Here is a 26,908-nt window from a genome sequence, read left to right on the forward strand (position 1 = left end):
CCGGCAGCCCCAGTGCAAGCCGCCGCCACTTCAAGGAGGACGCCATGACCGCACAGCCCGAGACCGACCGGCCTGCCCCCGTGGAGGCCGCGCGACCTTCCGGCGGCGACGCGCCACCGCAGGACAGGTGCCCCCGGCGCTTCCGCTACTGGCACAACGCCGCCCGGCCGGGCGTGCGCAGGACCCGCGGCCTCATCCGAAACCTCACCGGCTTCGACATCTTCCCCACGCACGCCCAAGCCGTGGATCTGTGCAACGACCTGTACGCGGGCGACCCGGTGGCCGAGCGCTTCGTCGCCGACGTCTTCGACGGACCCATCGGCCCCGCCGAGGGACGCAGGATGCTGCAGAAGGCCCTCGCCCACGGGATCGACGCCGTCGACGACGCGCCTGCATCGATGCGGGCGCTGTTCGCCGAGTTCGAGGACGTCCCCGCGTGGGTGGACCACGACCTCGTCGAGCAGGGCGCGGCGATCTGGCGACGCTGGGGCACGATGCTGTTCTCCGTCGCGGGCGCGATCACCCTCGAGATCTACACCGAGGCCGCCGTCGCCACACCTCTGTCGCTCTCCGGCGGCTACGCCGGGGACAACGCCCTGCGGCGCTTCCTGGAGACCGGGCGGTTCTGGATCGACGTGTCCACCCCCGACGCGTTGTTCACCCCCGGATCCGACGGCCGCGCCACGGCGATGCTCGTGCGGGTGATGCACGTGGCGGTGCGTCGGCGCGTGGCCGAGCACCCTGAATGGCGGGCCGACGACTGGGGCCTGCCCATCAGCCAGACGTACATGCTGCTCACGCTCATCGGCGGCAGCGTCGCACCCGCACTGGCCCTGTGGCCCCTGGGTTACCTCACCAGCGGAACAGAGATACGTGCGTTGCTGCATTTCCAGAAGTACATGGGCCACCTGCTGGGCGTGCAGCCGCGGTGGTTCCCCGAGACCATCGGCGATTGCCTCCGCGTGCTGGCGATGACGATCGCCTCCCGCTCCTACGACGCCGGAGCACACGGGGCCGAACTGGTCGAATCGTTCCCCCGGGCGTTCGGCCCACGCGACGAGCACCGCGGGCTGCAACGCCTCCGCGCCGCCTACAACGAGCGCATCTACGCCGCCTATTCCGCGCTGTTCATGGCGCCGCGCACTCGGGCGCGCTACGACATGCCGCGCGCCTTCCCCTGGGTCCTCATCCCCGTCGCACGCGCCCCTCTGGTGGCCGCCTCCGAGGTCGCGCGGCGCCTCGTCCCCGGCTACGCCCGCCTGCTCGAGGCCGTCATGGTCCGCCACCGGGCGAACTGGTTGGACGCGCAGATGGCCGGGCGCGAAGCCCAGTTCGACGCACAGAGCGCGCTGCGCCGCTGATGCATACGCGCTACTCCCCCGTCCCCGCAGAAGGAATGCCATGACAGCACTGACCGCACTGGGCGCACGGCTCGGCGCCGGCCCGCGCACCGTCACCGAGGCCTGGCACGGGCCCGGCCGCCGCGACGGCGCCATCGCCCCGATCCCCGCGTCCGCCAACGGCGCCCACCCGTCGGACGCGCGCACCGCCTTCGAGCACTGGTACTTCGACGCGCTGCTCGACGACGGGCACATCGTCGTCGCCATGCTCCAGGCCCGCGAACTCGTCACCCGCAGGCCCGGGGTGGAACTGCACGTCTACTCGCCCGACGGGCGCCGCCGCGAGGTCGTCACCCGCTACACCGACGCCGACATCGACGCGGATGCCGACCGGTGCCGGGTGCGCATCGGGGCCAACACCGCCGAGGTCGAGTACCGCGACGGCGCGCCGCCGGTGCACCACCTGCGCGTGGCGGAAGGCGATCTCGCCTTCGACCTGCGCTTCGACGGCGAACTGCCCGGATGGATGCCCGGCGACGGGCGCACCACCTACAGCCGCGACGGCCGCGATACCGGCGAGTTCTTCGCGTGGGTCGTCGGCGCGCCCCGTGCACGTGTCACCGGCACCGTGCGCATCGGCGATACGACCCTCACCGCCCACGGAACCGGATACCACGACCACAACTGGGGTGTCGGCGACATGAAACGCGTCATCGACCGGTGGTACTGGGGGCGCCTCTACACCGAGGACTACACGCTGGTCTATGCGAACGTGCTCACGCAGAAGGCGTACGGCGCCCACTGGGCGACGCCGCTCATGCTGGGGCGCGACGGGGAGGTGATCCTCAGCTCCGGCGAGGTGACGCTGCGTCCCGGCCCGGAGCGCTTCGACGCGACCGCGAACCGGACCTACCCGGAGACCTTGCGCATGACGGTGCCCGGCAGCGTGGACCTGCTGCTGGAAGTGCAGGAGATCGTGCACGCGCACGACTTCCTCGCCGACGTGCCGGTGGTGCGCACCGGGCCCGTCAAGGCCTTGGCCAACAGGGTCCTCGGACGGCCCGGCTACTTCCGCTTCCGCAGCCGCTACACGCTCACCGTCACCGACGGCGACCGGGAGCACGTGCGCACCGGCACAACGCTGCACGAGATGGTGGCGCTGAAGTGACGGCATCTGCAGTGACGGGATAGGGCGCCGCCGGGCCCGCGCGCAGTAACGTGAACCATCCCGGCCCGGTCCGGCCTCGGGGATGGCGCGTGGCGCAGAATAGGAGCCCGGATGACAACGGCGGTAGTGGTCGGCAGCGGCCCCAACGGGCTGTCCGCGGCCGTCCGCCTTGCGCACGCAGGCCTCGACGTGACGGTGCTGGAAGCCGCCGATCGCCCGGGCGGCGGGACGCGCACCTCCGAACTGACGCTGCCCGGTGTGCTGCACGACGAGTGCTCGGGATTCCACCCGACGGGCGCGGCCTCGCCCTACTTCACCGCACTCGGCCTGGAACGGCACGGGCTGCGGTGGCTGTGGCCGGAGATCGACCTGGCCCACCCGCTCGACGACGGCCGGGCCGCCCTGGCGACACGCGGGCTGCGGCACGCCAATTCACTCGGGACCGACGCGCAGCGGTGGCGGCGCATGTTCACCCCGCTCGCCGCACGATTCGACGACCTCGCCGCCGACGTCCTCCGCCCGATGGCGCACGTGCCGCGGCATCCGGTGACGTTGGGCCGGTTCGGGATCCAGGCGCTCGCCCCCGCCATGTGGCACACGCGGCGGTTCTCCGACGAGCCCGCAGGCGCACTGTTCGCGGGCGTCGCGGCGCACGCCTTCGGACGGCTGGACACTCCGCTGAGCAGTGCCGTCGGCCTGCTGCTCACCGCCGCCGCGCACGCCGTCGGCTGGCCGGTCGCGGAAGGCGGCTCCTCCGCGATCAGCCGGGCTCTCGCAACGGAGCTCGCGGCACACGGCGGGCGGGTGCGCACAGGAATCCGCGTGGAATCGCTCGACGGGCTGCGGGATCTCACCGGCGCCGCCCCGGACGTCGTCCTGCTCGACACGGCTCCGGCCGGGGCGCTCACCATCGCGGGCGACGCGCTGCCGGTCCGCGTGGGCCGCGCACTGCGGCGGTACTCGTACGGGCCCGCCGCGCACAAGGTGGACTTCGCGATCGAGGGCGACATCCCCTGGTCCAACCCCGACTGCGCCCGCGCCGGCACCGTCCACCTCGGCGGCAGTGCTCGGGAGATCGCGGACGTGGAGGCCGCCACTGCGCGTGGGCGGATGCCGCGGCGCCCATTCGTCCTGCTGGGGCAGCAATACGTGGCCGACCCCTCGCGATCGGGCAGCACGGAGTCGGGAGCCGCGATCAACCCTGTCTATGCCTACGCGCACGTGCCGCACGGCTATGACGGCGGCGCAGGCGACGCCACCGAGGCGGTCATCGCCCAGATCGAGCGTTTCGCGCCCGGGTTCCGCGGGCGGATCCTGGCCACTTCGGTACGCGGCCCCGCAGACCTGGAGGCGCACAACAGCAACTACGTCGGCGGGGACATTGCGGCCGGGGCGCAAACGGCTGTGCAGACGGTGTTCCGCCCGCGGCCTGCCCTCCACCCCTACGCGCTCGGGATCCCGGGGGTGTACCTGTGCTCGTCGGCCACTCCGCCCGGCGCCGGCGTGCACGGGATGAGCGGCTACCACGCGGCCGAGGCGGCGCTCGCCTGGCTGCGTCGCCGGTGATCCGGACTCACCGCAGCGCAGAAAGAGCGGGACGGGGGACGCGACCGGCGTGTAACGTGACGCCCGGCACGCGCGGAACGGGGGGACGATGACGCACGCCGACGGGGAACTCGTGGTCACACAAGAGGCCATCGACACCATTGCGGGGGCATACGAACAGGCGGCTGTGGAGCTGCGGGAGCTAGCATTCCGCTTCAAGCAAAACTACGGCCGAACTCCCTGGGGCACACTGCCGTCGATACTGCAGCTTCAGAAGCTGTACGAGGAGCTTGCGATCGGCGAGACCGACTCGGCGGTGATCAGGTTCCAGGAGTTCGCCGATGAAGCCGACGCACTCGCGGCGTGGGTCCGCGAGAGCGGCGCCGCCATCCTCGACGCGGACCATCACACTGCCGCCGCCATCGCGCAGTCCGGGCCGGAGCGATGAAGCGGATTGGAGCCGCAGCGGCCATGGTCCTGCTAAGCGGACTCGTGGCCGGGTGCTCCGCAGCCGAATCGGCGGATGCGCAGGCGCTGACTGCGAATGAGGACGCTTACCCAGAGCCCGGCTTCTTCGACCCATGCGACGATGAGATGACCGCCTGGTTCGCCGAACGCGGATACCGGCACCCCGAGTACATTGAGCCCATCCTCGACGAGATCGGCAGCAACTGCAGCTACCGATCGAAGGCGGATACATTCGCACTCATGTCCCGCGGGTCGACTCCGGGAGACGGGATCGACCGGAGACTCCACCACCTTCTGGGCAAATCTGGACCCGTCTTCCAGACCACGCTCGCCGGCTACCCCATCGACATCGAGATCATCGCGTCTGGCCGGCAACGCCAGGACTGCCACGTAGTCGCCACCGTCGGATACGGCTATCTCGAAGTCACTGGCGGCCCCCGCAGCCCATTGCCGGACTCCTTCCCCCGCGACTGCGACGCCGCGCAGACTTTCACCACGATGCTGCTGCGCCACATGGACCAAGTCTGGTCCGGGTGACCGCCACGCCATCACACCCCGAACCGCGGCCGCCTCTTCTGCATCGCCGCCGCGACACCCTCGGCGGCGTCGGCGCTGTCTAGCAGCTCGATCTGCCCTTCGCGCTCGCGGTCCAGCGCCGCGTCCAGCCGGTCCAGTGCGGTCGCCGCTAGGGCTTTCTTGGTCAGTCCCAGCGCCCTGCGCGGGCCGGCCGCCAGCCGCTCGGCTGCGTGCTCGACATACGCGCTGAGTTCCGCGTCGGGCACCGTCCGCGTCACCAGCCCGCAAGCGAAGGCCTCCGCCGCCGGCAGCCGTTCGCCCAGCATCGCCATCTCGGCCGCCCGCGCCCGGCCGATCGCACCGGTCACCAGGGCGCTGGCCCCGCCGTCGGGCATCAGTCCGATGGTGATGAACGGCAGCAGGAAGTACGCGCTCTCCGCGGCGTAGATCAGGTCCGCCGCGCAGGCCAGGCCCACAGCGAAGCCAGCCGCGGGGCCGTTCACCGCGGCGATCACCGGCACTGGCGCGGACACCACGGCGCGGATCAACGCATTCGCCGCGTCCATCATCGCCTTCGGGTCACCGTCGAGAGTGGACAGGTCGGCGCCGGTGCAGAAGGCACGGCCCTCCCCCGTGAGGACGACGACGCGCACCGTGGGGTCGCCGGTGCGCCGCAGCGCCGCGCTCAGCTCCGCAATCACGTCCGAGTCCAGGGCGTTGAGGCGTTCCGGACGGCACAGGGTGATCCGCAGGATCCCGTCCGCGCCCAGCTCGGATCGCACACCGCCCGGGCCGACGGGGAACTCCCGCCCCGGACGATCCCCCGTCATCGGTGCACCACCTGGCCCGAGCCCCACTGCGTGCGCAGCTCGCGTTTGAGGATCTTGCCGGTGGCCGTACGAGGCAGCGCGTCGATGAACACGACCTTGCGCGGACATTTGAAGTGCGCGAGCCGTTCTCGCACCCAGGCGATCAGTTCCGACTCCGCCACGGCGGCCCCCGGCTTGAGCACTGCCACGGCGGTGACCGACTCGCCCCACTTGTCGTCGGGAGTGCCGATCACGGCGACCTCCGCGATCGCGTCATGCCGGTAGAGCACCTGCTCCACCTCGGCGGGGTAGACGTTCTCGCCGCCGGTGATGACCATGTCCTTCTTGCGGTCGACGATGTGGAAGTAGCCGTCCTCGTCCTCCCGTGCCAGATCACCGGAGAAGAACCACCCGTCCCGCAGCGCCGTGGCGGTGGCCTCCGGCTTCTGCCAGTAGCCGACGAAGATGCTCGGCCCACGCAACAGCAGTTCGCCCACCTCTCCCGCCGGCACGTCGCGCCCGTCCTCGTCGGCCACGCGCATCTGCACGTGCGTCACCGGCTTGCCGATGGAGCCGGCGTGGGCGATCACGTCGTCGGCTGACAGCACCGAGGCGACCGGCGCCGTCTCCGTCAGCCCGAAGCCCTCGGTGAACACCATCCCCTGCGCACGCAGCTTCTCGATGAGCGTCACCGGGCAAGGTGCACCGCCGGAGATGGTGTAGCGCAACGACTCCAGACCTCGCCCGCTGATTCCCGCGCCGGCGATCGCCGCCCACATCGCGGGCACGCAGAACGCGACCGTCGGCCTGAACTGCTCCACCGCGTCGAGCCAGCCTGCGGGGGAGAACGATTCGACGATCACCGCACTCCCGCCCAGGTACATCAGCGGCAGCGTGAAGATGCCGAACGCGCCGATGTGGAACATGGGCGCCGCCGTGAGCGAGACGTCTTGCGGGGTCAGCCCCAGGTCGACGCCCACGCTGTTGATCGCATTCCACAGGTGGTTGCCGTGGGTGAGCATGGTGCCCTTGGGAAAGCCGGTGGTCCCGGAGGTGTACATCAGCGACGCGACGCCATCGTGCGCCACGTCGACTTCGACGCGGGCCGGGTCGCCCGAGGCGACGAGCTCCTCGTAGGCAGAGGCGGTACCTGTGGATCGCGTGGCCGCCGAGGGGATCTCGATCAGCTCACGCACGTACGAGCCGTGCGCCGCCTCGCGGACGGTGCCGATCACCTGCTCGGATGCGAAGGCGACGCACGCGGCCGAGTCGTCGAGGATGTACCGGATCTCGGGGGCCGACAGGCGGAAGTTGACCGGCACGGCGATCGCCCCGAGCTTCGCCGCCGCGAACGCCACCTCCAGCAGGTGCGGGCTGTTGAACAGGACGAACGCGACCCGATCGCCCGGGCGCACACCCTTCGAGCGCAGCGCGTCGGCGAGCGCGTTCGTGCGCCGGTCCAGTTCCCCGTAGGGGTACCGGGCCCCCGTGTCGCCGTCGATCAGCGCGACACGGTTCGGGGTGCGCCGCGCGTGGATCGTGAGCCAATTGCCGATTCCGTGGTCCATCAACATCCCATCACCGAAGGTGCGCCCGACCCGCCGGCACACAGCGACCGGCGGCGTGATGCGGCCCACAGTATGCACGGCCCGGAACGAAAGCAAGCGTGAGTGCTTGTTTCGGGGTTGACGCCCCCGGGGCGACACAGGGGGCGCGGGCGACATCGGCGGCGCGGCGGCACACCCAGGACCGGGTATCGCCCCTCACCATTGCGCATCGGCGTGATCTGCCTTACAGTCTCATATGCAAGCAATTACTTGCATTGCTATTGCGGCAGCACACGCGGCGCACGGCGCCCCGATGAAGGGATCGAATCCATGTCGCAACTCAAAAAGACCATCGGCCCGATGGCCCTGGTGGCGGTCGGCGCCGCCGGGATCATCGGCTCGAGCTTCCTCTACCTGACCAGCGACTTCTTCGCCGAGTTCGGACTGGGCGGCACCGTGTTCGGCATGATCCTGGCGACAGTGTTCGCCGGGTGCGTGGCGCTCGCCATCAGCGAGCTCACTTCGTCATTCCCCCGGGCGGGCGGCGAGCTGGTCTTCAGCTACGTCGCGTTCAACCGCGGCACCGGGTTCATCGTCGGCTGGCTGCTCATCGGCATCTTCACCGGCATCGTCGCCTTCTACGTGACGGCCGCCGGATTCCTGGTGAGCACCGTGGCGCCGGGCATGAACTCGATACCGCTCTACAGCATCGGCGGCAAGACCGTGTTCCTGCCGGTGCTGGCGCTGGGCATCGTGCTCATGCTGTTCATGCTGGCGATCAACTGGTTCGGCGCCAGCCTGAGCTTCCGCCTGCAGCTGGTGCTGTTCCTCGCCATGGTCGTCATCGGCATCGTCGTCGTGGCCGTGGGCTTCGGAGCCGGATCCATCGACAACTTCTGGCCCATGTTCGACGCGTCCCTCGCCGACGGTTCTTCCCCGCTGTCGCAATCGGTGAGCTTCATCCTGCCGGCGCTCGGGTTCCTCACCGGGTTCAGCATCGTCGCCGTCATGGCCGAGGAGGCGGCGGTCCCGGCGGGGCGCATCGGCAAGATCGTGGTCGTCGCCGTGATGATCGCCGGCGCCTTCTACACCGTCATCTTCGCCGCGACCGGCTTCGTCCTGCCCTGGCAGGAGACGGCGGGGCTCGACAGCGGCACCATCGACGCATTCAAGGTGGCAGGGTTCCCCGTGATCTCCTGGGCGGCGTTCAGCATCGGCGTCATCGGCATCCTCACCACATTCATCGCCGTCTTCTCGTCCGTGTCGCGCCTGATCTTCTCGCTCGCCCGCGTGGGACTGCTGCCGCGGATCCTCTCGCGCGTCGACGAGAAGACGGGCGCCCCGCGGCCCGCACTGATCTTCACCGCGCTGGTGGGCCTGGGGCTCGGGTGGATCGGGCCTGGCGGACTCGTCTGGTTCCTCGACATCGGCGGCGTCAACGTGTCGCTGGTGTGGATCTTCACCGTCGGCGCCTTCTATCGCATGCGGTACAAGTACCCCCACCTGGAGCGTCCGTACCGGGTGCGGTTCGTGTGGGTCCCGGCCATCGGGGCGATCGTCGGCGCGGCGCTCATCGTCGTCAGCCTGATCCCCGGCACCGGAATGGAGCTGCGCTGGCCCGCCGAATACATCATGCTCGTCGCCTGGTGGGCGCTCGGCGCCGTGCTCTGGTTCGCCGCGCCGCGACGGCAGACCCCGGAGGAGAGCCTGCGCGGGCTGCTCGGCGACCACCACGACCTGCTGGCCGCCGCCGGGCGCGACCGTGCCCCGGTGCCGGCCGTTTCCGACGATTCCGGCCCCGACGCGGGGAACCGGCGCGATCAGCTGGTGGGCGAATCGTGAAGATACGGTTCCAGATACCGCACGACGAGCAGCTTGAGCTCGTCGAGCATGCCGGAATCCGGCGGCTCGGCGGCGAAGGCGGCGTCGACGATCTCGGTGATGGTGCGCACCACCACCGAACCGATCAGCCGGGCGCGTTCCTCGGTGAGCGCGGGATTGTGGGCACGCAGACCGCCGATGATCTTCTCGGTGGCGGACGCCGTCGACTCCTGGTCGATATGCCGCAGCTCCGTATCGCCCATGACGGCCTTGCGGATCGCCACTGCGGCACGCGTCTCCACGCGGAAGCGGGCGAGGCGGTCGATCACCTCCGCGAACCACTCGCGCCAGTCGGCGCCGGCCAGGTTCGGTGCCACCGCGGAGACGTAGGCGGCGCGCTCGTCCTCGAACCGCTGCGCCAGCTGCGCGACGATCGCCGTCTTGTCCGGGAAGTACGCGTAGAGGGTGGACACGTTCACCCCTGCCGCCTTCGCCACCGCATTGGTGTTGACGGCGTCCATGCCTCCCGCAACGAGGAGATCCGCGGTCGCATCCAGGATCGACGCCACGGTGCGCTTGGCGCGCTTCTGCGTGGGCACCCGCACCGGGGGCCGCTGCGCGGTGCCGGCCTCGCTGGTCATGCCGCTCCCTCCGCGCGTCCGTCCGTTCCGGGCCCAGCGTATCCACACGGATCGCCCGCGCGCACGGAAGGCGCGCGGCCATGACGGGCGCGCTCGCCGGACTCGTCGTCGTGGACCTGTCCCAATACATCGCGGGCCCGTACGCGACGATGCTCATGGCGGACGCCGGCGCCACCGTCATCAAGGTGGAGCCGCCCCGCGGCGACGCCACCCGCATGCTGGAGCCGCAGGTGCCGCGGGCGGACGGCGACGGCACCGTGAGCGCGTTCTACCTGCGGATGAACCGCGGCAAGCGCAGCGTCGCCCTCGACCTCAAGACGGACGACGGCCGGGACGCGCTCGCCGGACTGCTCGCCCGCGCCGACGTGCTGGTGGAGAACTACCGGGCCGGGGTGCTCGACGGGCTCGGCTTCGGCGCGGAGGAGCTCCGGGCGCTCAACCCGCGGTTGGTGTACTGCTCGGTGAGCGGCTTCGGCCACACGCCGTCGCCGCAGCGGGACCGCCCGTCCTACAACACCGTCGCCGAGTACGAGACGGGCGTGTGGCATCCCGGCGGCCCCGGCGGCCTGCCCGGACCGGTGGGCCCGCCCGTCGGCGACATGGTGCCCGCCCTGCACGCCCTCGCAGGCCTGCTCATGGCGCTGTACCGCAGGTCGGTCACCGGCGAGGGCGCGCACGTGGACATCGCCATGCACGATTCGATGCTCTCCCTCAACGAGCTGCGCAGCAGCACCGCGGTGTTCACCGGCTCCGACCGGCACCCCGACGGCCGCGAATACTTCTGCCCCTACGGGGTGTTTGCGGTGCGTGACGGGCACATCAGCCTGGACGTGACCACCGACCGGCAATGGCGCGGCTTCTGCGCGGCGATCGGGCACCCCGGGCTCGCCGATCGAGACGGCATGGACACCGGCCCGCGCCGCGCCGCCCAGTATGACGAGCACATCCGCGGGCCGCTGGAACACTGGCTCGCGGAGCGCACCCGCGACGAGGCGGCCGCGCGGTTCATCGCGCACGGGGTCCCCGTCGCCGTGCTGCGCACGTCCCGCGAGGCGCTGTTGTCCGCGCAGGCGGCCGCGCGCGGCATGCGCCTCAGCGTCGGCGAGGGCCCGGCCGTCGGGGGCTGCGAGGCCCCCGGGGACGGCGTCACCGTCACCGTCCCCGGATCACCGGTGCGCATCGGCGCGCTGCGGGCGCCCGCGGCCGATGCCCCGACCGCCCCGACTGGCTGCGGCACGGCCCCGCCGCTCGGCGCGGACGCCCGCACGGTCCTTACCCGCTACGCCGGCCTCGACCCCGACGCCGTCGACCGACTCTGCGCCGCCGGCGCAGCCGAAGGAGCACAGCAATGCCGTTGACCAGCGAGATGGCGGGCCTGCGCGGGCCCGCTGCCACCGACACCGTGGAGGACCGGTGGGTGATGAACTACGCCGCCTCGACAGGCGACACCAACCCGGTGTACTTCGACAACCGCGGCGCCGCAGCGCTTCCCGCGCATCCCGCCTACCTGTCGCACCTCGAGTGGGATGCCATCGCCCTGCTGCACGAGAAGCACCTGGGCGCACTCACCCCCGAGGAGCGGGTGCGCGGCGTGCACTCGTTCAACGCCACCCGCCTGCACCGGGCGGTGCGCGCCGGCGACACGCTCTCGTCGTCGGCGCAGGTGGTGGGCGTGGAGAAGCGGCGGGCCGGCGGGCGCATGACGCTGCGCATCGACACAGTCGACGCCGCCGGCGCCCCGGTCGCCACCTCGCACACCACCACCGTGTTCCTCGGCGTCGACGCGCAGGGCGAGACCGCTTCCGCGCCGACGGCGCTCGACACCGGCGGTTCCGCCGCTGCGCCGGCCGCGCCCGTGCGCACCGAAGACATCACCATCGGGCCGCTCGCGCCCTACGTGTTCTCGGAGTGCGCGCGCGACTACGGCGTCATCCACACCGACATCCGCGTGGCCACCGAGGCCGGGTTCCCGGGCCTGATCCTGCACGGCACCGGCACCATCGCGTACGCGCTGTCCGCGCTGACCAACGGCGAGGCGGGCGGCGACCCCACGCGCGTGCACGGGTTCCAGGCCCGGCTCACCGGAATGGTGCTGTGCCCATCGGTGATGACGCTGCGCGTGTTCGGCACGCAGGACGACGCCCCGCACGCCGATGCGGATTCTCCCGCCGCTTGCGATTCTCCCCGCACCATCCGCTTCGACGTGCTCGCCGACACCGGCGAGCGGGCGATATCCGACGGGGTCCTGCTGCTGGGGGCAGGGCGATGAACGCGGCCGGCGCCGGGCCGGTCCCCGGAACCGAGTACTTCGTCAGCGACTGGTTCACGCTCGACCGCGAGCACCTGGAGCAGTTCGCCTGGTCCACCTACCTCGATCCCGCGCACGTGGACCTGACCGTGAGCCGCAACAACCCGCTGGGCGCCGACCTGGTGGACGGGTTCTGGCAGCTCAGCGCGCTGCTGTACTTCCACTTCAAGTACGGCGTCCGCGGCGACGACGGCGAGTACGGCTTCAACTACGGGCTCGACCGCGTGCGCTTCCCCGCCCCGCTGACGCTGGGCCGGCGCATCCGCGTGCGCGCCGTCGTCGTCGACACCGCAAAGCGCCCCGACGGACTGCTCGTCACCACCCGCAACACCATGGAGATCGAAGGACAGGAGCGGCCGTGCATGGTCGCCGACCTGCTCCTGCTGCGCGTCTCCCCCGACACCGACGGAGAGGCCTCATGAGCGTTCAGCGCTGCGGCACGGTTCCGCATTTCGACACCATCCCCGAGTATCTGCGCCACTGGGCCGCCGCCACGCCCGACGCGCCGGCCGTGGTGCACGACGGCACCGTCGCCACCTACGCCGAGCTCGCCCGCAGCGTCGACGACGTGGCCCGCGCGCTCCTCGCGGCGGGTGTGCGCACCGGCGACAGGGTGGCCGTACTCTCGCACCCCACGCCGCACTACTGGCTCACTTTCCTCGGATCGCTGTCCATCGGCGCGGTGTGGCTGGGGCTCAACCCCAAGTACCGGCTGCCCGAGCTGCAGTACAACGTGGGCGACAGCCGCCCGACGCTGCTGTTCGGCATCGACGCGTCCGGGAGTACCGACCACCTGCCGGTGCTCCTCGCTCTCGCGGACGAGGCCGGGGTCGGCCGCCCGGTGATCCTCGGCGACGCGGCCCACGACGGCACCACCGCGTGGGCCGACTTCCTCGCGGCCGGCGCGGACGTCACGGACGGGGAACTCGCCGCCGCGCGGGGCGCCGTCACCGCGGACTCCCCCGGGCTCATCGTCTACACCTCCGGCAGCACCGGCCGGCCCAAGGGCGCGGTGCTGGGGCAGGGAGGGTTGGCCCGCAGCTTCGAGATCCAGGCGCTGCGCGCGCCCGTCGCCCCGATGCGGGTGGTGGCGAACCTGCCGATCAACCACATCGGCGGCGTCGGCGACCTGTGCTGCACGCCGCTCGTGCAGGGCGGCACCATCGTCTTCCAGGAGCAGTTCGATGCGGGCGCCATGCTCGCGGCGGTGGAGGACCACGGCGTCAACGCGTTCCTGCAGGTGCCCACCACACTCAAGCTCCTCACCGAGCACCCCGCCTTCGCCACCACGGATCTCTCGGGCCTCAAGTACGTCAGCTGGGGCGGCGGGCCGCTGTCCCTCGCGGTCGTGCGCCGCTTCCGGGAGCTCGGCGTGCACCTGGGCACCACCTACGGGATGACGGAGATCACCGGGTCCGTCTCCTACACCGCACCGGACGCCGGCGACGAGGAGCTCGCCGGCACGGTGGGCAAGCCCGTCGACGAGATCGACTTCCTGCTCGCCGACGCGCAGGGCCGCCCCGTGCCCGCGGGCGAGACCGGCGAGGTCCTGGTCCGCCATCCCGGGCTGCTGCTCGAGTACTTCGGCAATCCCGCGGCCACCGCCGAGGCCTTCACCGCGGACGGCTACTTCCGCACCGGCGACGTCGGATACCTGCGGCCCGACGGCAACCTGTGCCTGGTGGCCCGCACCAAGGAGATCTTCAAATCCGGCGGGTACAACACCTACCCGCGCGAGATCGAGCTGGTCCTCGAGGAACATCCCGCCGTGCGCCTGGCCGCCGTGGTGCCCGCGGCGCACCCGACGTTCCAGGAGGTGGGCGTCGCCTACCTCGAGACGGTGGACGCCGACGGGCACGGGACGCCCGTGGACCCAGACGAGCTCACCGACTGGTGCCGAGCGCGGCTGGCCAACTACAAGGTGCCCAAGCGGATCATCGCCGTGGACGCGCTGCCGCTGCTGCCGGTGGGCAAGGTCGACAAGATGGCGCTGCGCCGGCGGGCCGCCGAGGAGGTGGCGCCGCAGTTCGCATGAGTCCCCGGCTATCCCCGCCCCGCCGGCCCGTCCTGGATCCGCGCAAACGGCCGCGCCTCCTCCACCGCGTAGGCGATCTCGAGAAGCCGCGTCTCCGATCCCAGCGGGCCGGCGATCTGGATGCCGATCGGCGTGCCCTGCGAGCTGATCGCAAACGGCAGCGAGACGGCCGGATCCCCGGTGGCGTTCTGCAGGGGCGTGAACCCCACCCAGGCCAGCAGCCGCTCCATCGCGGTCTCGAACGGCAGTGTGGGGTCGATGTGCCCGATCCGCGGAGTCAGATGGCTCACCGTCGGCGTGAGCACCAGGTCGTAGTCGGCGTAGAGCTCCCGCGAGCGGCGGGCGGAGGCGCGTAGCCGGGCGATCGCCGCGGGCAGCCGGTGGGCGTGGCGCAACGTGTATCCGGCGAACCCGCGGGTGAGCGACTCGGTGCGGCGCCAGTCGAACGACCGGTCGAAGGTGCTCTTACCGGTGGCGTTCATGTAGAGGAACAGCAGCCCGTAGTAGGTCTTGAAGTCCTCTTCGAAGCTCGCCGGCACCGGCGCCGCGATCTCCTCGACGCGGTGCCCCATCGACTCGAGCAGCCGCGCCGCCTCCCGCACCGAGGCGGCCGTCTCGACGTCGGTGGGCGTGAACGGCGACTCGACCACCATCGCGACACGCAGCCGCATCTCGCCGGCGCGACTCACGTCGCCCACCGGCGGCAGGCTGTGCACGGGATGCAGGCGCTCGACCTCCCGCAGGTAGGCGGCGGAGTCGCGCACCGTGCGGGTGAGCACCCCGTCGGCCACCACCCTGACGGGCATGCGGCCGAACAGCGCGTCCTGCGGCACGCGCCCGCGGCTCGGCTTGAGCCCGACCAGCCCGCACGCGGCGGCGGGGATGCGGATCGACCCGCCGCCGTCGTTGCCGTGCGCGAAAGGCACCACGCCCGCCGCCACCAGCGCCGCCGACCCGGCCGACGACGCACCCGAGGAATAGTCGGTGCACCAGGGATTGCGCACGATCCTGCCCGGCGATTCGGCGCTGGCGGAGATCCCGAACTCGGACAGCTGTGTCTTGCCCAGACACACCGGCCCGAGCCGGCGGAACGACGCGGCGAACTCCCCGTCCGCCGACGCCGGCTGTGCGCGGAACGCCGACGAACCCTCCTGCGTGGGCAGGCCCACCACGTCCACGTTGTCCTTGATGAACGTCGGCACGCCCGAAAAGAACCCGCCCGCAGGCGATGACGCGGCCCGCCGGGCACGGTCGAAGTCGGCGCAGGCGATCGCACCCAGCGCCGGGTCGACGGACTCCGCCCGGCGGATCGCCGCCTCCACCGCCTCGGCCGCCGACGCCCGCCCGCCGCGGATCGCCTCGGCCACGCCGGTGGCATCGAGCTCCCCCAGCGCATCGTCGGCGAATGCATGGACGCGGTGGACGGGTGTCTGGGTATCGGTCATGACGTCACGTTAGCGGAGACCAGGCGGCAGTGGACGCCCTACGCGCGGCGGCCGCCTGGCGAGGTCTGCGCCCCGGTCGACGGCCGGCGCCGGGGTTGACCTTCGAGCCGGTCGAAGCCTGACAATGCTCGGGTGGATGAACGGGAGTTGATGCCGATCGGCGCGTTCGCGGAACTCGCAGGGCTGACCGCGAGCGCGTTGCGCTTCTACGACGATGCCGGCGTACTCGGTCCCGAGCGGGTCGACCCGCTGACGGGATACCGGTTCTACCACCGGTCGCAGCTGGCGCGGGCCACGCATCTGCGCCTGTTGCGCGAGATCCGGATGCCGCTGCGCACGATCGGGCGGCTGTTCGCCGGCAGTACCGCGGAGGCCGCGCGGCTCATCGACGAGCAGGCGGCCGCGGTCGCCGCGGAGGCCGCCGGGATCCAGCGGGCCGCGGCGACGCTCAAGGCCTCGCTCGGCCAGGCCTCCCGCATCACCCTGTGCGCACTTCCCGGCCCCGTTTTCGCGGCCGCCGTCGATCAGGTCCTGGCCACCACCATCGACGACCCCGCACACCCGGTGCTGGCCGGGGTACGCCTGGAAGCACGCCACGATGCCGTCTCGCTGACCGCGACCGACCGCTTCCGCCTCACCACGCGGACTCTCGTGCCCGGCGGGCCGTCGACCGCGTCGTGGGCGGGGACCCTGGCCGGAGACGACCTCCGGGCCGCCGCATCGCGGCTCCGGCGCAGCCCCATCGTGACGATGGAGGCCGGCGAGCGGACCCTGAGCCTGCGCACGTCCGACCACGCCACGGCCGACTGCCGCCTGCTCACCGGGGAGTTTCCCGACCACAGACTCATGGTGGCGGCCCTGCCCCCGGTGACGCATCGCGTCACAACCGAGACGCGGCAGATACATGCCGCGCTGGCACAGGCACCGGAGCGGATCGGGCTCCGCTTGGTGGACGGCACCCCGAGCCTGCTGCTGCCCGGTGCCGTCCTGCCGCTCGACGCCACCGCGACGGGCCCCGATCTCACGGTGTGGTTCGAGCTGACCACGCTGTACCCCGCGGTGAGCTGCGCACTCGGCGCCGACCTGATGCTCGACCTCCGCGGAGCCGACCAGCCGACCACCATCCGCTCGGCGGACGACGGCGATCTCACCGCTGTCGTCATGCCCTGCCGACCGAGCCCCACCTGACCGACGACTACAAGGACCAGACGCCTCTCATGACCAACGCCGCCACAACCGACCCCACGATGCACGCGATCAGCAATGCCGTACTCCTCGGTCGCGAAGGCGACACCGAGTCGGCCCGACGCGGCCTGATCGCCGTCTGGGACCGCATCGGGCCCGCGGGCGACCCGTTCCACCGCTGCACACTCGCGCATTACCTGGCCGACCTGTACGGCGACGCCGCGGAATCGCTCATCTGGAACGTTCGTGCCCTCGATGCCGCCGACGCCCTCACCAACGACCGCGCCCGGCAACACCATCCCGGCCTGGAGGTCGCGGGGTTCTATCCAAGCCTGCACCTCAACATCGCCGACGACCTCCGCCGCCTGGGCACGTTCGCCGCCGCCAGCGAGCACATCGACAGAGCCAAGCGGCACACGCACGCACTGCCCGACGATGCCTACGGCACCCTCATCCGCACGGCCATCGCCGAGGTGCACCAGGCCATCGACAGCCGCGACACCGCCCGCCGCGCGTCGGCGCCCGGCGCCTAGCCCGCCTCGACGAACGGCCCGTATGCGCCGAAGGCATGCGCTCCGAACCGCTCGGCCATGAGCGCGTGCGCCTCGGGACCGGGGTGCAGGTTATCGGCCAGTGGGTGCCGCACTTCGTCCTCCGCGCCGAACAGCTCCAGCCCGTCGAGGTAGTGGATGTGCGGGTCGTCCCCACTGCGCTGCGCCACGATCCGCTCCGTCTCCTCGCGGATGGTGCGCAGCGTGAGCTTGCCGGCGCGCGCCTCGGCCGGATTGCCCGTGGCCCGGTACCGCATGACCCCGTCGCCGAAATCGATCGCCGCGGGCCCGGGGGTGTCCTCGTGCATGGCGCAGTGAGGCGACGAGACGAGCAGCAGTGGCGTGTCCGGGTGCCCCTCGCGGATCGTGTCGAGGAACCCGTGCAGAAGCGGGGTGAACGCGCGCATCCGCATCACATCGGCGTTGACGAGGTTGATGCCCACCTCGAGGCTGATCAGATCGGCCGGCCGATCCCGCATCACGCGCGCCACGAACGGGTCGAGCATCGCGCTGCCGCTGAATCCGAGGTTGGTCACATCCAGCCCCGCATCGAGTGCCACACGCGCGATCCAGGTGCCAGTGGGGCTGGCCGCGTTCGAGCCCTGACTGATCGAGCTGCCGTAGTTGAGCCACCGGCGGCCGCGCGAGGCGGCCAGGGGCGCCACCGGCCCGTCAGTGCGCAGCTCGCCGAGCTCGACCCGCTCATAGTGCGGCAGCCAGATCTCGACGTTCTTCTCCCCCGCAGGCAGCCCATCGACGCGAACAGTCTGCGTGGGCCCCTGCTCCGTCTCCACGGCCCCGGTGGCGGCGTCGACGAGCACCGCGGTGCCGCCCTCCGCCTCCACCTGCGCCATCAGCTCTCCGCCGACCAGCAGGTCAAACCGCCCGGCGGGCCGCGGCGCCACGCCCCGGAACGCCATGTGGGTGCGGTGGGCGGTGAGCTCGATCCTGGTCGCCGTGGTGCGGAACGCCAGGCGCACCCCGGCCGGCTGCGCCTGGGCGGAGAGCAGCTGCGGGTCCGCGCGCCGACGCGCCCACGCCGGCAGCCGGCACGGCACCACGCCGCGCTCCCCCTGCTCCGTGTCCAGTGCGCCGTGCAGCAGGTCGGCCGTGACGGGCGTGCGACGCAGTGGGGTCGACGAGTCCATTCCCCCGATGGTAGTCGCCGTGCCCGTCGGCTCAGGCTGTACACGGCTCCCGCGCGCACGGCCGCAGCACAGCGATGGTCCGACACCGAGGGGCACGCGCCGCCACCACACGCACCCACATCCGCACCAGGAGGAGCCGCACGGTCACGAGCCGCGCGAGGGTCACCGTCCACGCGATGCCCGCCCCGGCCGACGACGTGGAGCGCGCCGACGATGTCGAGATCGTCATCCCCGTGCATGGCGGCGTCGACGAGTTCGCCCGGTGCCTCGCCTCGGTGGCGGACGAGGGGCTGCCCGTCACCGTCGTCGACGACGCCACCCCCGAACCCGACGCCGCGCGCCTCAAGAAACTATGCGCCGACCACGGTGCACGGCTGATCGTGCACGAGGTCAACGGCGGCCCGGGCACGGCCCGCAACACTGGATTCGCCGCCACCACCGCGCCATTCGTAGCTTTCATCGGCTCCGACGTCGTGGCTACGCCGATGTGGGCGTCGCGCCTGCGGCGGATCTTCGACGACTCCGTCGTGGGAACCGCCGGCCCGCGCGTGCGCCCCGACATGCAGGGCGGCTTGGGCATCGAGCGGTACGAGGAGACCCGCTCCGAGCTCGACATGGGCGCGCACCTCAACCGCGTCGTCTACCGCGTGTCGGTGGGATGGCTGCCCGCTGCGTCGGCGATGGTGCGCCGCGCCGCCGTCACCGACCCGCCGTTCGAGCCGGGCATGCGCATCGGCGAGGACGTCGACTTGCTCTGGCGCATGGACGAGGCCGGCTGGGACGTCCACTATGTCACCGACCTCGTCCACCACCACCGCACCCGCATCTCGCTCGCCGAGTTAAGCGCGCGCCGTGCCGGGTATGGCTCGTCGGCCGCCCAGCTCAAGGCCCGGCATCCGGACCGGCTCATGCCGGCGCGGTCGTCCGCCTCGGGGCTCGCGCTCATGGCGGCGCTGGCGAGCCGGCGGCGCCCGATGCGCTGGGCGGGGCCAGCGATCGCCAGCTACGAGCTGGCTCGGCAACGCCGGCTGCTCGTTCCCTAAGTGCCGGGCACCGTCGTCGCCGAGATTACCGCGCTGACGCTGTGGACCGACGCCTTCTGAGTGGGCCACTTGCTGCGCCGCGACTGGTGGCCGGTGGGGCGGCAGTGCTGGCATCGACACCCCTGGCATCGACACCCCAGTCCCGCACGGCTCGCGTGGTGGCGGCGATGCTGGCCGAGCCGGTGCGCGACCACCTGTTCGGCACCACCCGGCTTGACCCGGTGCGCAGCCTGGCGCTGCGCGCTCGACGACGCCTCCTACGGCACGGGCGCCATCCGCAACGCGCTGCGCCTGCGGGTGTTGAACGTAACTGCGCCGCGGGTGACGTGGCCGGGGTGGCCGCGGCGGGACCGCGGCTGACGGCCCCGCCGCGGCCGGTCAGCCCACCCACGCGGTGTCGAGCAGGATGATCCCGTCATTGCTCGGCACCGCGCCGTGCACGTCGGGTGCCCACGGCACGAAGTTCGGTCCGGTTGCCCACGGCACGAACGGGACGTCGTCGTGGATCTTCTGCGCGATCCGGGTGAACGCCGCCTGCTTGGCGTCGTCGCCCACCGCGTGCTGCGCGTCGGCGAGCAATCTGTCCATGCCGGCGTCCCGATAGCCGACGACGTTGTTGGGCGAACGGCTCTCCAGCGCCGCCGTCAGCCGCAGCTCTGCCACCGGGTCGGGGACGCTGTACGAGCCGTAGGCGATGTCGTAGTCGAAGTCCGCATACAGCCTCTTGACCAGGTCGGTGACGGTGGCGACGTAGTCCACCCGCACGTCGATCCCCACGGCGCCCAGCATCGCCTGCATCGCCGTCGCCGTCGCCTGCGAGACCGGATCGTTGAGGCTCACGTAGGTCAATGTGGTGTCGGTGCCGCCAGCGGCCGCCTGCTGCACCAGCCGGCGCGCCTGCTCGGGGTCGTGCACCGGTGCGGCCGCATCGCCGTGCCACCGCGACCACTGCGGAAACACCTCTGCGGTGGCCAGCCCCGCACCGGCATAGGCCCGCTCCACAAGCGCGGAGGGGTCGAGCGCGGCTGCGATCGCCCTGCGGAGCGCCGGGTCGGCGCCCGGATGCCCGTCCCTGTTGTTGATCTGCAGCACGTCGTTGAGGCTGAGCGGCTCGTAGTAGCCGGGGAAGCTCCCGGTCGCGGCGCCGATGACCTCCGGATCGCGCAGGAAGGCCATGTCGATGTCGCCCGACCGCAGCGCGTCCGTCTTGGGCTTGTCGCCGGAGATGTCGACGAACCGCACCGTGTCGAGCGGCGGGCGCCCGCGCCAGTAGTCGTCGCGTGCGCTGACGGTGAGCGAGACGCCCGGGGTGAAATCGCGGACGGCGAACGGCCCGGCGCCGAGCGGCCGGAAGCCCGCCGGATCCGCATAGCCGGCGGGCGCGATGATCATCCCGTAGCCGAACGTGAACAGGGCCGGGAAGCCCGTCCACGGCGCCGACAGCCGGAAGACCACCTCGTCGTCGCCGGTGCGGTCCATTCCCACCACCGTGCGGGTGAACTGATCGCTATTGGCGCCGTGTGCACGGGTGTACCGCCGGATGCTGCCGATCACCGCATCGGCGTCGAGCGCGCTGCCGTCCGAGAAGCGGACGCCGGGGCGCAGGCGCAACGTCCACGACAAGTGGTCGCCCGATTCGGTGAACGATTCGGCCAGCTGCGGCCGGTAGTCCCCCGCCGCGGCGTCGTAGCGCAGCAGCGTGTCGTAGACGGCGGCCAGCTCCGTGCTGCCCGTGGATCCGATGGGGCGCGACTTCGCCGGGTCCAGGTTGGCGCGCATCGAGTACCCGGCGAAGGTCAGCGTTCCGCCCTGCACCGGCGATCCCGTGGCCGGGGTGGCGCCGATGACGCCCGCGACGGTGCGCAGCCCCTCGAGGCCCGGGCGCGCGTTGTCCCCTCCGCCGGACGAGGCGCACGCCGCGAGCAGCCCGCACACGCCGGCCGCGGCCGCGAGGCGCGCGGCGATGCGCCGCATCCCGCCGCGTTTCACGCGAGCACGATCCGCTGCAGGTCCTCGCCCACCTCGGCGCGGCCGAGGTACCCGGCCTGCGCCCAGGCGCGCCAGGTCGGCGAGTCGATCGTACCGTGCGAGATGTCGCCGATGTGCGAGAGCACCAGGCGGCGTGCGGCGCACCGCTCGGCGATGGCGCCCACCTTCTGCACCTCGACATGCGATTCAAGCATGTGCGAGCGCATCGCCGGCGGCATGTTGCTGCCCTCGACGTTGATCGCCTCGTGCACCAGCAGGTCGGTGCCCTGCGCAAGCCGTGGGATGTTGTCGGTGTAGGTCGTGTCGCCGGAGAACACCACCGACCCGTAGTCCGTGTCGAAACGGAAGGCGAACGCCGGATAGCACACGCCGTGCGGCACGAGGATCGCGCTCACCTGCACCCGGTCGTCCTCATACACCACGAAGGGGTCCATGTCCGGGGCTGTGGCCTGGAAGTTTGCCCCCACTTCCGGGACGGCGATGTCGCGTGCATCCACCAGCGTCCGCACGTCCGCGACCCCGCTGTCGCGTAGGAAGATGTTTGAGGTGTAGGCGTAGGCATCGTGCAGGTCGCGCGTCATCTGCGCGGTCCCCGGCGTCGGATCGGAGCCGATCGTGGGCACCTGTGCCCCACCGAAGGCCGGCGGCAGCCCGCCCGCCGATCCGGGGCCGTACACCTTCACCGTCCGCGTGATGTGGTCGTCGAACCGGTTCGGCATGTTCCCGCCGAGCATGAAGAAGTTGTAATAGTCAGTGATGTGGTCCGCGTGCAGGTGGGTCAGGAAAATCGCCTCGATTGCGTCGAGGCGCAGCCCGGACCGCACGTACTGGGTGCAGGACCCGCGCCCGCAGTCGACCACGTATACGCGGCCGTCGACCACCACCGCGCTAGCGATCCCCGACCTGTCGGGCAGGATCGGCGGGCCGGCCATCGTGCCCAGCAGCACCACGGAGAACCGGCCGTCGTCACCGGAGGGCGCGGTCCTGCCCAGCGAACCGAGCGAGGCCGATCCCACCGGCGCCGCCGCCGCGCCTCCCGCGCTCCACATCCCCAGGCCGAGTGCGGCGCCAGCCGCACCGGCCCGGCCCAGCAATGCCCGCCGCGACATCCCCTGCCGGGCACCGCCGCCACATCCACCGCACATGTCCACTCCTCCGTCGATCGTCTATCGGCCCACTCGTGCCCAGGCCGTATTCCTGGGTCCTGCCCCGGCGGCGCCGGCGCGGGCTCACCGTGTCGGCGGTGCGGGCCGCGCAGCGTGCGCCACTGCCACGCGCCGGTCAGTCTCCGCCGCCAGGTATTCCTCCAGCGGAAGCCGCTCCGCGTCGGCGAGATTGCGTTTCATGGCGGCCACCGCCGCCGGCGGCGCGGCGGCGATGCGTCGCGCCATCTCCGCCGCCGCGTCGTCGAGGCCCCCCGCCGGCACCACCGTGTCGACAAGCCCGGCCCGGTGCGCGTCCGCAGCGTCGACCTTGCCGGGGAACAGGAACAGCCCGCGTGCACGGCCGGCGCCCGCCAGTCGGGTGGCGAACCACATCGCGCCCAGCTCGCCGGGCATTCCGTGCGCGAGGAACCCGGTGTTGAACCGCGCCCGCTCGTCGACCACCCGCAGGTCGGCGGCCAGCGCCAGCGCGAGGCCGGCTCCGGCGCACCCTCCGTTGACGGCGGCGATCACCGGCTGCGGCATCCGCCGCATTGTGCGGATCAGGCCGACCGCACGGTCGAGCTGTGCGCGCAGCGCCGCGCGGCCGGCCTCCCACGGCCGCGACTCTGCTCCGGCCCCGTCGGGCGTGCCGCCGACGTTGAAGAAGCGCCCAGATCCCGTGAGGATCACCGCGCGCACGAGCGGGTCCGCCTCCACTGCCTCCAGTGCCTCCCTGAGCTCGGCGACCTGACCGGCGGTGAAGGAGTTGCGTCGGTCGGGCCGGACGAACCGGATCACGGCGATACCGTCGCTGATGCGGGTCTCGACTTCGGCCGGCGCCTCGCCAGCGCCCGCGCTCATGCAGTCCGGGCCGCCGCCGCGGCGGCGGCGATCTCGTCGAGCCGGTCGAGCATCGGCATACGATCTTGGCCGATCAGGTCGTCGAAGCACTCGGCGATGCCCTCGACGCTCCACGCCTTTTGCGCGTAGGCGGCCCTGATCTCGCGCGGCTGCGCCCACAGCGCGATCTTGCGGCCCGCCACCGTGTACACCTGGCCGGTCACGTGCTGCGCCCGGTCCGAGAGCAGATGCACCACCATCGGCGTCACGTCCTCGGCGGACCCGATCGCGCCCACGTCGAACGGGATCGACTCGGACATGCGGGTGCGGGCGACGGGGGCTACCGCGTTGGCCGTGACCCCGTACTTGTGCAGGCCGAGCGCCGCGCTGCGCACCAGCGACACCACGCCGCCCTTGGCCGCGCTGTAGTTGGCCTGCGCGATACTGCCCGCGAACGCCCCCGACGCGAAGCCGATCAACCGGCCCGCCCGCTGACGCCGCATCACTTCCGCCGCCGCCCGGAACACGGTGAACGTGCCCTTAAGGTGGGTTGCGACCACCGGGTCCCACTCCTCCTCGGACATGTTGAAAAGCATCCGTTCGCGCAGGATGCCCGCGGTGGCGACCACGCCGTCGATGCGCCCGAACCGCTCCACCGCGGTGTCGACGATCCGCCGGCCGCCGGCCATCGACGTCACGCTGTCGGCCACCGCCACCGCGGTCCCGCCGGCAGCCGTGATCTCTTCGACGACGGCGTCGGCCACCGCGCTGTCCGGGTCGGCCCCGTCCACCGCCACCCCGTAGTCGTTGATCACCACCGCGGCGCCCGCCTCCGCGCACGCCCGCGCCACTGCGCGGCCGATGCCGCCGCCGGCGCCGGTTACCGCGATCACTTTGCCTTCCAAAATCTCTGCCATTGTTCTTGCCTTTCGCACCGCCGTCCGGTGCACTGGGTCAATCGAGTCGTTCGATGATCGTGACGTTGGCCAGCCCGCCGCCCTCGCACATCGTCTGAAGCCCATAACGGCCACCGGTGCGCTCGAGTTCATGCAGCAGGGTCGTCATCAGTCGCCCGCCGGTTGCGCCGAGCGGATGCCCCAAAGCGATCGCGCCGCCGTTGACGTTCGTCCGCTCCGGGTCGATGCCGAGTTCGCGCTGCCAGGCCATGACCACGGGCGCGAACGCCTCGTTGGCCTCGAACAGGTCGATGTCGTCCACCGACAGCCCGGCGAGGTCGAGTGCCCGGCGGGTTGCGGGGATCGGCGCTGTGAGGATCATCGTCGGGTCGGCCCCGCGGCACGACAGGTGCACGATCCGCGCGCGGGGGCGCAGCCCGTGCTCGCGTACGGCCCGTTCGGAGGCGATGAGCAGTGCTGATGCTCCGTCGCAGTTCTGGCTGGCCACGGCGGCCGTGACCAGCCCGCGCTCGGTGAGCGCCCGCAGCCCGGCCATCTTCTCCAGGCTCGTGTCGGCGCGGGGGCAGGTGTCGACGGCCTCCGTGTCCATCGGCACGATCTCGCGTGCGAAGCGGCCCTCCGCGATGGCCGTGAGCGCCCGGCGGTGGCTCTCTAGGGCGAACCGTTCCATATCTTCGCGCGAGATCCCCCACTTCAGGGCGATCCGCTCGGCAGCGTCGAACTGCGAGAGCGGGCGCGGCCCGTACCGCTCACGCCACCCGCTCGAGCCTATGATCGGCTCTCCGTATGCCTCGTCGACGTGCGCCGCGGCGGAAATCGGCACCGTGCTCATGTTCTGCACACCGCCTGCGACGACGAGATCGGCGGTGCCGGAGAGCACCGCCTGCGAGGCGAAGTGCACTGCCTGTTGCGACGAGCCGCACTGCCGGTCGATGGTCACCGCCGGCACCTCCTCGGACAGACCTGCCGCCAGCCACGCGGTGCGCGCGATGTTGAAGGCCTGCGAGCCGAGCGTGTCGAGGCAGCCGAAGATCACGTCGTCGATCAGCGCCGAATCCAGCGTCGACCGGCCGATCAGGCTGTGGAGCACGTGCGCACCCATGTCCGCGGGGTGGATGTCAGCCAGTCCGCCGCCACGCCGGGTGACCGGGGTGCGCAGGGCGTCGATGATGTAAGCGGCGTTCATCACGCATCGCCCCCTCTGCCGGCCGTGCGCACCGTGTAGGACACAGGCACCCCGTTGAAGCCCTGTACGAACTCGGCGTACTTGCGGGTGCAGCGATCCCGGTCGACCGTGTAGGAGTCGACGGCCGCGAAGAATTCCTCGAGCAGTACCGTGCCCAGCCGCAGGGCCACGCTTTCTCCCAGGCATTTGTACTGCCCGTGCCCGAACAGCAGGCTGCGTGCAGGCTCGCGGTGGATGTCATAGCGGTCGGCGTCGGGGTACTCGTCTTCGTCGCGGCCGGCCGAACCCCACATCATGATCACCTGCTGGCCGGGCAGCAGCGTGCGGCCGCACACCTCGACCTCGTTGAGTACCTCGCGGCACAGAATGTCGGTGGGATGGTCGTACCGGATCGTCTCGATGAACGCCGGCTGCAGCAGCGACGGATCGGCACGCACCGCATCAAGCTGATCGGGATGCTGCGCCAAGTTATAGAGGGTGGCGGCGACGCTGATTTCGGTCGTCTCGGAGCCGGTGATGATGAGGGTGTACAGGTCGCCCAGGATCTCCTCATCCGACAGCGGCTCGCCCTGCGCCCGCCCCTCGACGAGCCGGGCGAGGTCGCCGTGCGCGCCGTCCGGGTCCTTTCGCGCCGAATCCACCAGCTCCTGCAGATACGTGAACACCTCCGCGCCCGCGGCGGCGTTGGCCTCGGAGGTGCCCCGCTGCCCCGGCTCGCGGTGAAAGAACTGCTCGGCGCGGTGGCGGATCCGCTCCGCATCCTCGTCCGGCAGCCCCACCTTGTACCCCGCGTAGCGTGCGGCCACCCGGTTGGCGTAGTCGGCGAACACGTCCATGGTGCCGTCCCCCTGCGCAACCAGGGAGGCTATCGTCTCGCGCGCGAGCGTGCGCATGTATTCGGTGTCGCGCTCGGCGGCGGCGCGGTCGTAGCCGCTGTTGAGAATCCGGCGGATCGCGGTGTGCCGCCGCGGCGTCGCCTGGGTGAAGTTGGGGATGCCCGGTTCGCCGAGGAGCGACGAGATGGGTGCCATGCCGTGGTGCTCAGTGGTGAAGTTGCGTCCGTCGCGGGCGACCTGCCAGACGGCCTCGAAGCGGGCGAGCGCCCAGGCGTTGTATTGCGGAAGATAGTGCAGTGGCCCCGCCTTGCGCAGGGCCGCGTAGGCGGGCCGCGGGTCGACCATCGATTCCGGTGCATACGGGTCGTAGTCGACGCCCGCCGTGGCCTCCGATACCGCTGTGTCCATGATGTCCTCGATCCGGG

Annotated in this window: 24 protein-coding genes; 13 read left to right on the forward strand and 11 right to left on the reverse strand. The window is 71.5% G+C overall.

Annotated features, from left to right (window positions below; genetic code table 11):
* Positions 1–44: 44 nt before the first annotated feature.
* The 5 genes from H4F70_RS11165 to H4F70_RS11185 all read left to right on the forward strand — a co-directional run bounded on the left by H4F70_RS11165 (position 45) and on the right by H4F70_RS11185 (position 5,058).
* Positions 45–1,361, forward strand: a complete 1,317-nt coding sequence (locus H4F70_RS11165) for an oxygenase MpaB family protein (RefSeq protein WP_182357248.1) — start codon at positions 45–47, stop codon at positions 1,359–1,361.
* 40 nt (positions 1,362–1,401) lie between these two features.
* Complete coding sequence (locus H4F70_RS11170; protein ID WP_182357249.1) at positions 1,402–2,508, forward strand: lipocalin-like domain-containing protein; 1,107 nt, start codon at positions 1,402–1,404, stop codon at positions 2,506–2,508.
* Between the two features lie 111 nt (positions 2,509–2,619).
* Complete coding sequence (locus H4F70_RS11175) at positions 2,620–4,074, forward strand: phytoene desaturase family protein (protein WP_182357250.1); 1,455 nt, start codon at positions 2,620–2,622, stop codon at positions 4,072–4,074.
* An 88-nt stretch (positions 4,075–4,162) separates the two neighbouring features.
* Complete coding sequence (locus H4F70_RS11180; protein WP_182357251.1) at positions 4,163–4,501, forward strand: hypothetical protein; 339 nt, start codon at positions 4,163–4,165, stop codon at positions 4,499–4,501.
* A complete protein-coding gene (locus H4F70_RS11185; RefSeq protein ID WP_182357252.1) occupies positions 4,498–5,058 on the forward strand; it encodes a DUF3558 domain-containing protein in 561 nt (186 codons plus the stop codon). Before H4F70_RS11180 ends, H4F70_RS11185 begins: the two co-directional genes overlap by 4 nt.
* An 11-nt stretch (positions 5,059–5,069) precedes the next feature.
* On the opposite strand, the gene H4F70_RS11190 is transcribed toward H4F70_RS11185, so the two are convergent.
* Both H4F70_RS11190 and H4F70_RS11195 read right to left on the reverse strand, forming a co-directional pair.
* Complete coding sequence (locus tag H4F70_RS11190; protein WP_182357253.1) at positions 5,070–5,867, reverse strand: enoyl-CoA hydratase; 798 nt, start codon at positions 5,865–5,867, stop codon at positions 5,070–5,072.
* Entirely contained in the window at positions 5,864–7,414 is a 1,551-nt protein-coding gene (locus tag H4F70_RS11195) for an acyl-CoA synthetase (RefSeq protein WP_182360346.1), read from the reverse strand. The genes H4F70_RS11190 and H4F70_RS11195 overlap by 4 nt, the downstream gene beginning before the upstream one ends.
* Positions 7,415–7,723: 309 nt before the next feature.
* Between H4F70_RS11195 and H4F70_RS11200 the strand changes: the two genes are divergently transcribed.
* Positions 7,724–9,235: an APC family permease gene (locus H4F70_RS11200; RefSeq protein WP_182357254.1), complete on the forward strand. Its 1,512-nt coding sequence runs from the start codon at positions 7,724–7,726 to the stop codon at positions 9,233–9,235.
* Here the strand turns inward: H4F70_RS11200 and H4F70_RS11205 are convergent.
* Positions 9,214–9,855 (reverse strand): TetR/AcrR family transcriptional regulator, encoded by a 642-nt coding sequence (locus H4F70_RS11205; protein ID WP_182347819.1) that lies wholly within the window; start codon positions 9,853–9,855, stop codon positions 9,214–9,216. The genes H4F70_RS11200 and H4F70_RS11205 overlap by 22 nt on opposite strands.
* 80 nt (positions 9,856–9,935) lie before the next feature.
* Between H4F70_RS11205 and H4F70_RS11210 the strand changes: the two genes are divergently transcribed.
* Genes H4F70_RS11210 through H4F70_RS11225 form a run of 4 tightly spaced genes read left to right on the forward strand, consistent with a single transcriptional unit; the run spans position 9,936 to position 14,198 of the window.
* Positions 9,936–11,213 (forward strand): CaiB/BaiF CoA transferase family protein, encoded by a 1,278-nt coding sequence (locus tag H4F70_RS11210; protein WP_182357255.1) that lies wholly within the window; start codon positions 9,936–9,938, stop codon positions 11,211–11,213.
* A complete protein-coding gene (locus H4F70_RS11215; RefSeq protein WP_182357256.1) occupies positions 11,204–12,124 on the forward strand; it encodes a MaoC/PaaZ C-terminal domain-containing protein in 921 nt (306 codons plus the stop codon). The genes H4F70_RS11210 and H4F70_RS11215 overlap by 10 nt, the downstream gene beginning before the upstream one ends.
* Positions 12,121–12,585 carry a MaoC/PaaZ C-terminal domain-containing protein gene (locus tag H4F70_RS11220; RefSeq protein WP_182357257.1) on the forward strand — a complete coding sequence of 155 codons (465 nt, stop codon included), beginning with the start codon at positions 12,121–12,123 and terminating at the stop codon, positions 12,583–12,585. The genes H4F70_RS11215 and H4F70_RS11220 overlap by 4 nt, the downstream gene beginning before the upstream one ends.
* A complete protein-coding gene (locus H4F70_RS11225; RefSeq protein WP_182357258.1) occupies positions 12,582–14,198 on the forward strand; it encodes a class I adenylate-forming enzyme family protein in 1,617 nt (538 codons plus the stop codon). The genes H4F70_RS11220 and H4F70_RS11225 overlap by 4 nt, the downstream gene beginning before the upstream one ends.
* 8 nt (positions 14,199–14,206) lie before the next feature.
* On the opposite strand, the gene H4F70_RS11230 is transcribed toward H4F70_RS11225, so the two are convergent.
* Positions 14,207–15,643, reverse strand: coding sequence for an amidase (locus H4F70_RS11230; RefSeq protein WP_182357259.1), 1,437 nt, complete (start codon positions 15,641–15,643; stop codon positions 14,207–14,209).
* 132 nt (positions 15,644–15,775) lie between these two features.
* On the opposite strand from H4F70_RS11230, the gene H4F70_RS11235 reads away from it, so the two are divergent.
* Positions 15,776–16,831: a DNA polymerase III subunit beta family protein gene (locus H4F70_RS11235; RefSeq protein ID WP_182357260.1), complete on the forward strand. Its 1,056-nt coding sequence runs from the start codon at positions 15,776–15,778 to the stop codon at positions 16,829–16,831.
* 29 nt (positions 16,832–16,860) lie between these two features.
* On the forward strand, positions 16,861–17,361 hold the full coding sequence (locus tag H4F70_RS11240; protein ID WP_182357261.1) for a hypothetical protein: 501 nt from the start codon (positions 16,861–16,863) through the stop codon (positions 17,359–17,361).
* Here H4F70_RS11240 and H4F70_RS11245 read toward each other — a convergent pair.
* On the reverse strand, positions 17,358–18,527 hold the full coding sequence (locus H4F70_RS11245) for an SGNH/GDSL hydrolase family protein (RefSeq protein ID WP_182357262.1): 1,170 nt from the start codon (positions 18,525–18,527) through the stop codon (positions 17,358–17,360). The two genes, H4F70_RS11240 and H4F70_RS11245, sit on opposite strands and share 4 nt — an antisense overlap.
* Positions 18,528–18,703: 176 nt before the next feature.
* Here H4F70_RS11245 and H4F70_RS11250 point away from each other — a divergent pair, with 176 nt between their 5' ends.
* Positions 18,704–19,570, forward strand: a complete 867-nt coding sequence (locus H4F70_RS11250) for a glycosyltransferase (protein ID WP_182357263.1) — start codon at positions 18,704–18,706, stop codon at positions 19,568–19,570.
* Between the two features lie 378 nt (positions 19,571–19,948).
* Here H4F70_RS11250 and H4F70_RS11255 read toward each other — a convergent pair whose 3' ends face one another.
* The 6 genes from H4F70_RS11255 to H4F70_RS11280 form a co-directional block, all read right to left on the reverse strand.
* A complete protein-coding gene (locus tag H4F70_RS11255; RefSeq protein WP_182357264.1) occupies positions 19,949–21,559 on the reverse strand; it encodes an ABC transporter substrate-binding protein in 1,611 nt (536 codons plus the stop codon).
* Entirely contained in the window at positions 21,556–22,704 is a 1,149-nt protein-coding gene (locus H4F70_RS11260; RefSeq protein WP_235681062.1) for an MBL fold metallo-hydrolase, read from the reverse strand. Before H4F70_RS11260 ends, H4F70_RS11255 begins: the two co-directional genes overlap by 4 nt.
* 84 nt (positions 22,705–22,788) lie before the next feature.
* Positions 22,789–23,565, reverse strand: a complete 777-nt coding sequence (locus tag H4F70_RS11265) for an enoyl-CoA hydratase/isomerase family protein (protein WP_182357265.1) — start codon at positions 23,563–23,565, stop codon at positions 22,789–22,791.
* Positions 23,562–24,461: an SDR family NAD(P)-dependent oxidoreductase gene (locus tag H4F70_RS11270; RefSeq protein WP_182357266.1), complete on the reverse strand. Its 900-nt coding sequence runs from the start codon at positions 24,459–24,461 to the stop codon at positions 23,562–23,564. The genes H4F70_RS11265 and H4F70_RS11270 overlap by 4 nt, the downstream gene beginning before the upstream one ends.
* Before the next feature lie 37 nt (positions 24,462–24,498).
* A complete protein-coding gene (locus tag H4F70_RS11275) occupies positions 24,499–25,647 on the reverse strand; it encodes an acetyl-CoA C-acetyltransferase (RefSeq protein ID WP_182360348.1) in 1,149 nt (382 codons plus the stop codon).
* On the reverse strand, positions 25,647–26,891 hold the full coding sequence (locus H4F70_RS11280; RefSeq protein ID WP_182357267.1) for a cytochrome P450: 1,245 nt from the start codon (positions 26,889–26,891) through the stop codon (positions 25,647–25,649). The genes H4F70_RS11275 and H4F70_RS11280 overlap by 1 nt, the downstream gene beginning before the upstream one ends.
* Between the last annotated feature and the right edge of the window lie 17 nt (positions 26,892–26,908).

Source organism: Tomitella gaofuii (genome assembly GCF_014126825.1).
GTDB classification, from domain to species: domain Bacteria; phylum Actinomycetota; class Actinomycetes; order Mycobacteriales; family Mycobacteriaceae; genus Tomitella; species Tomitella gaofuii.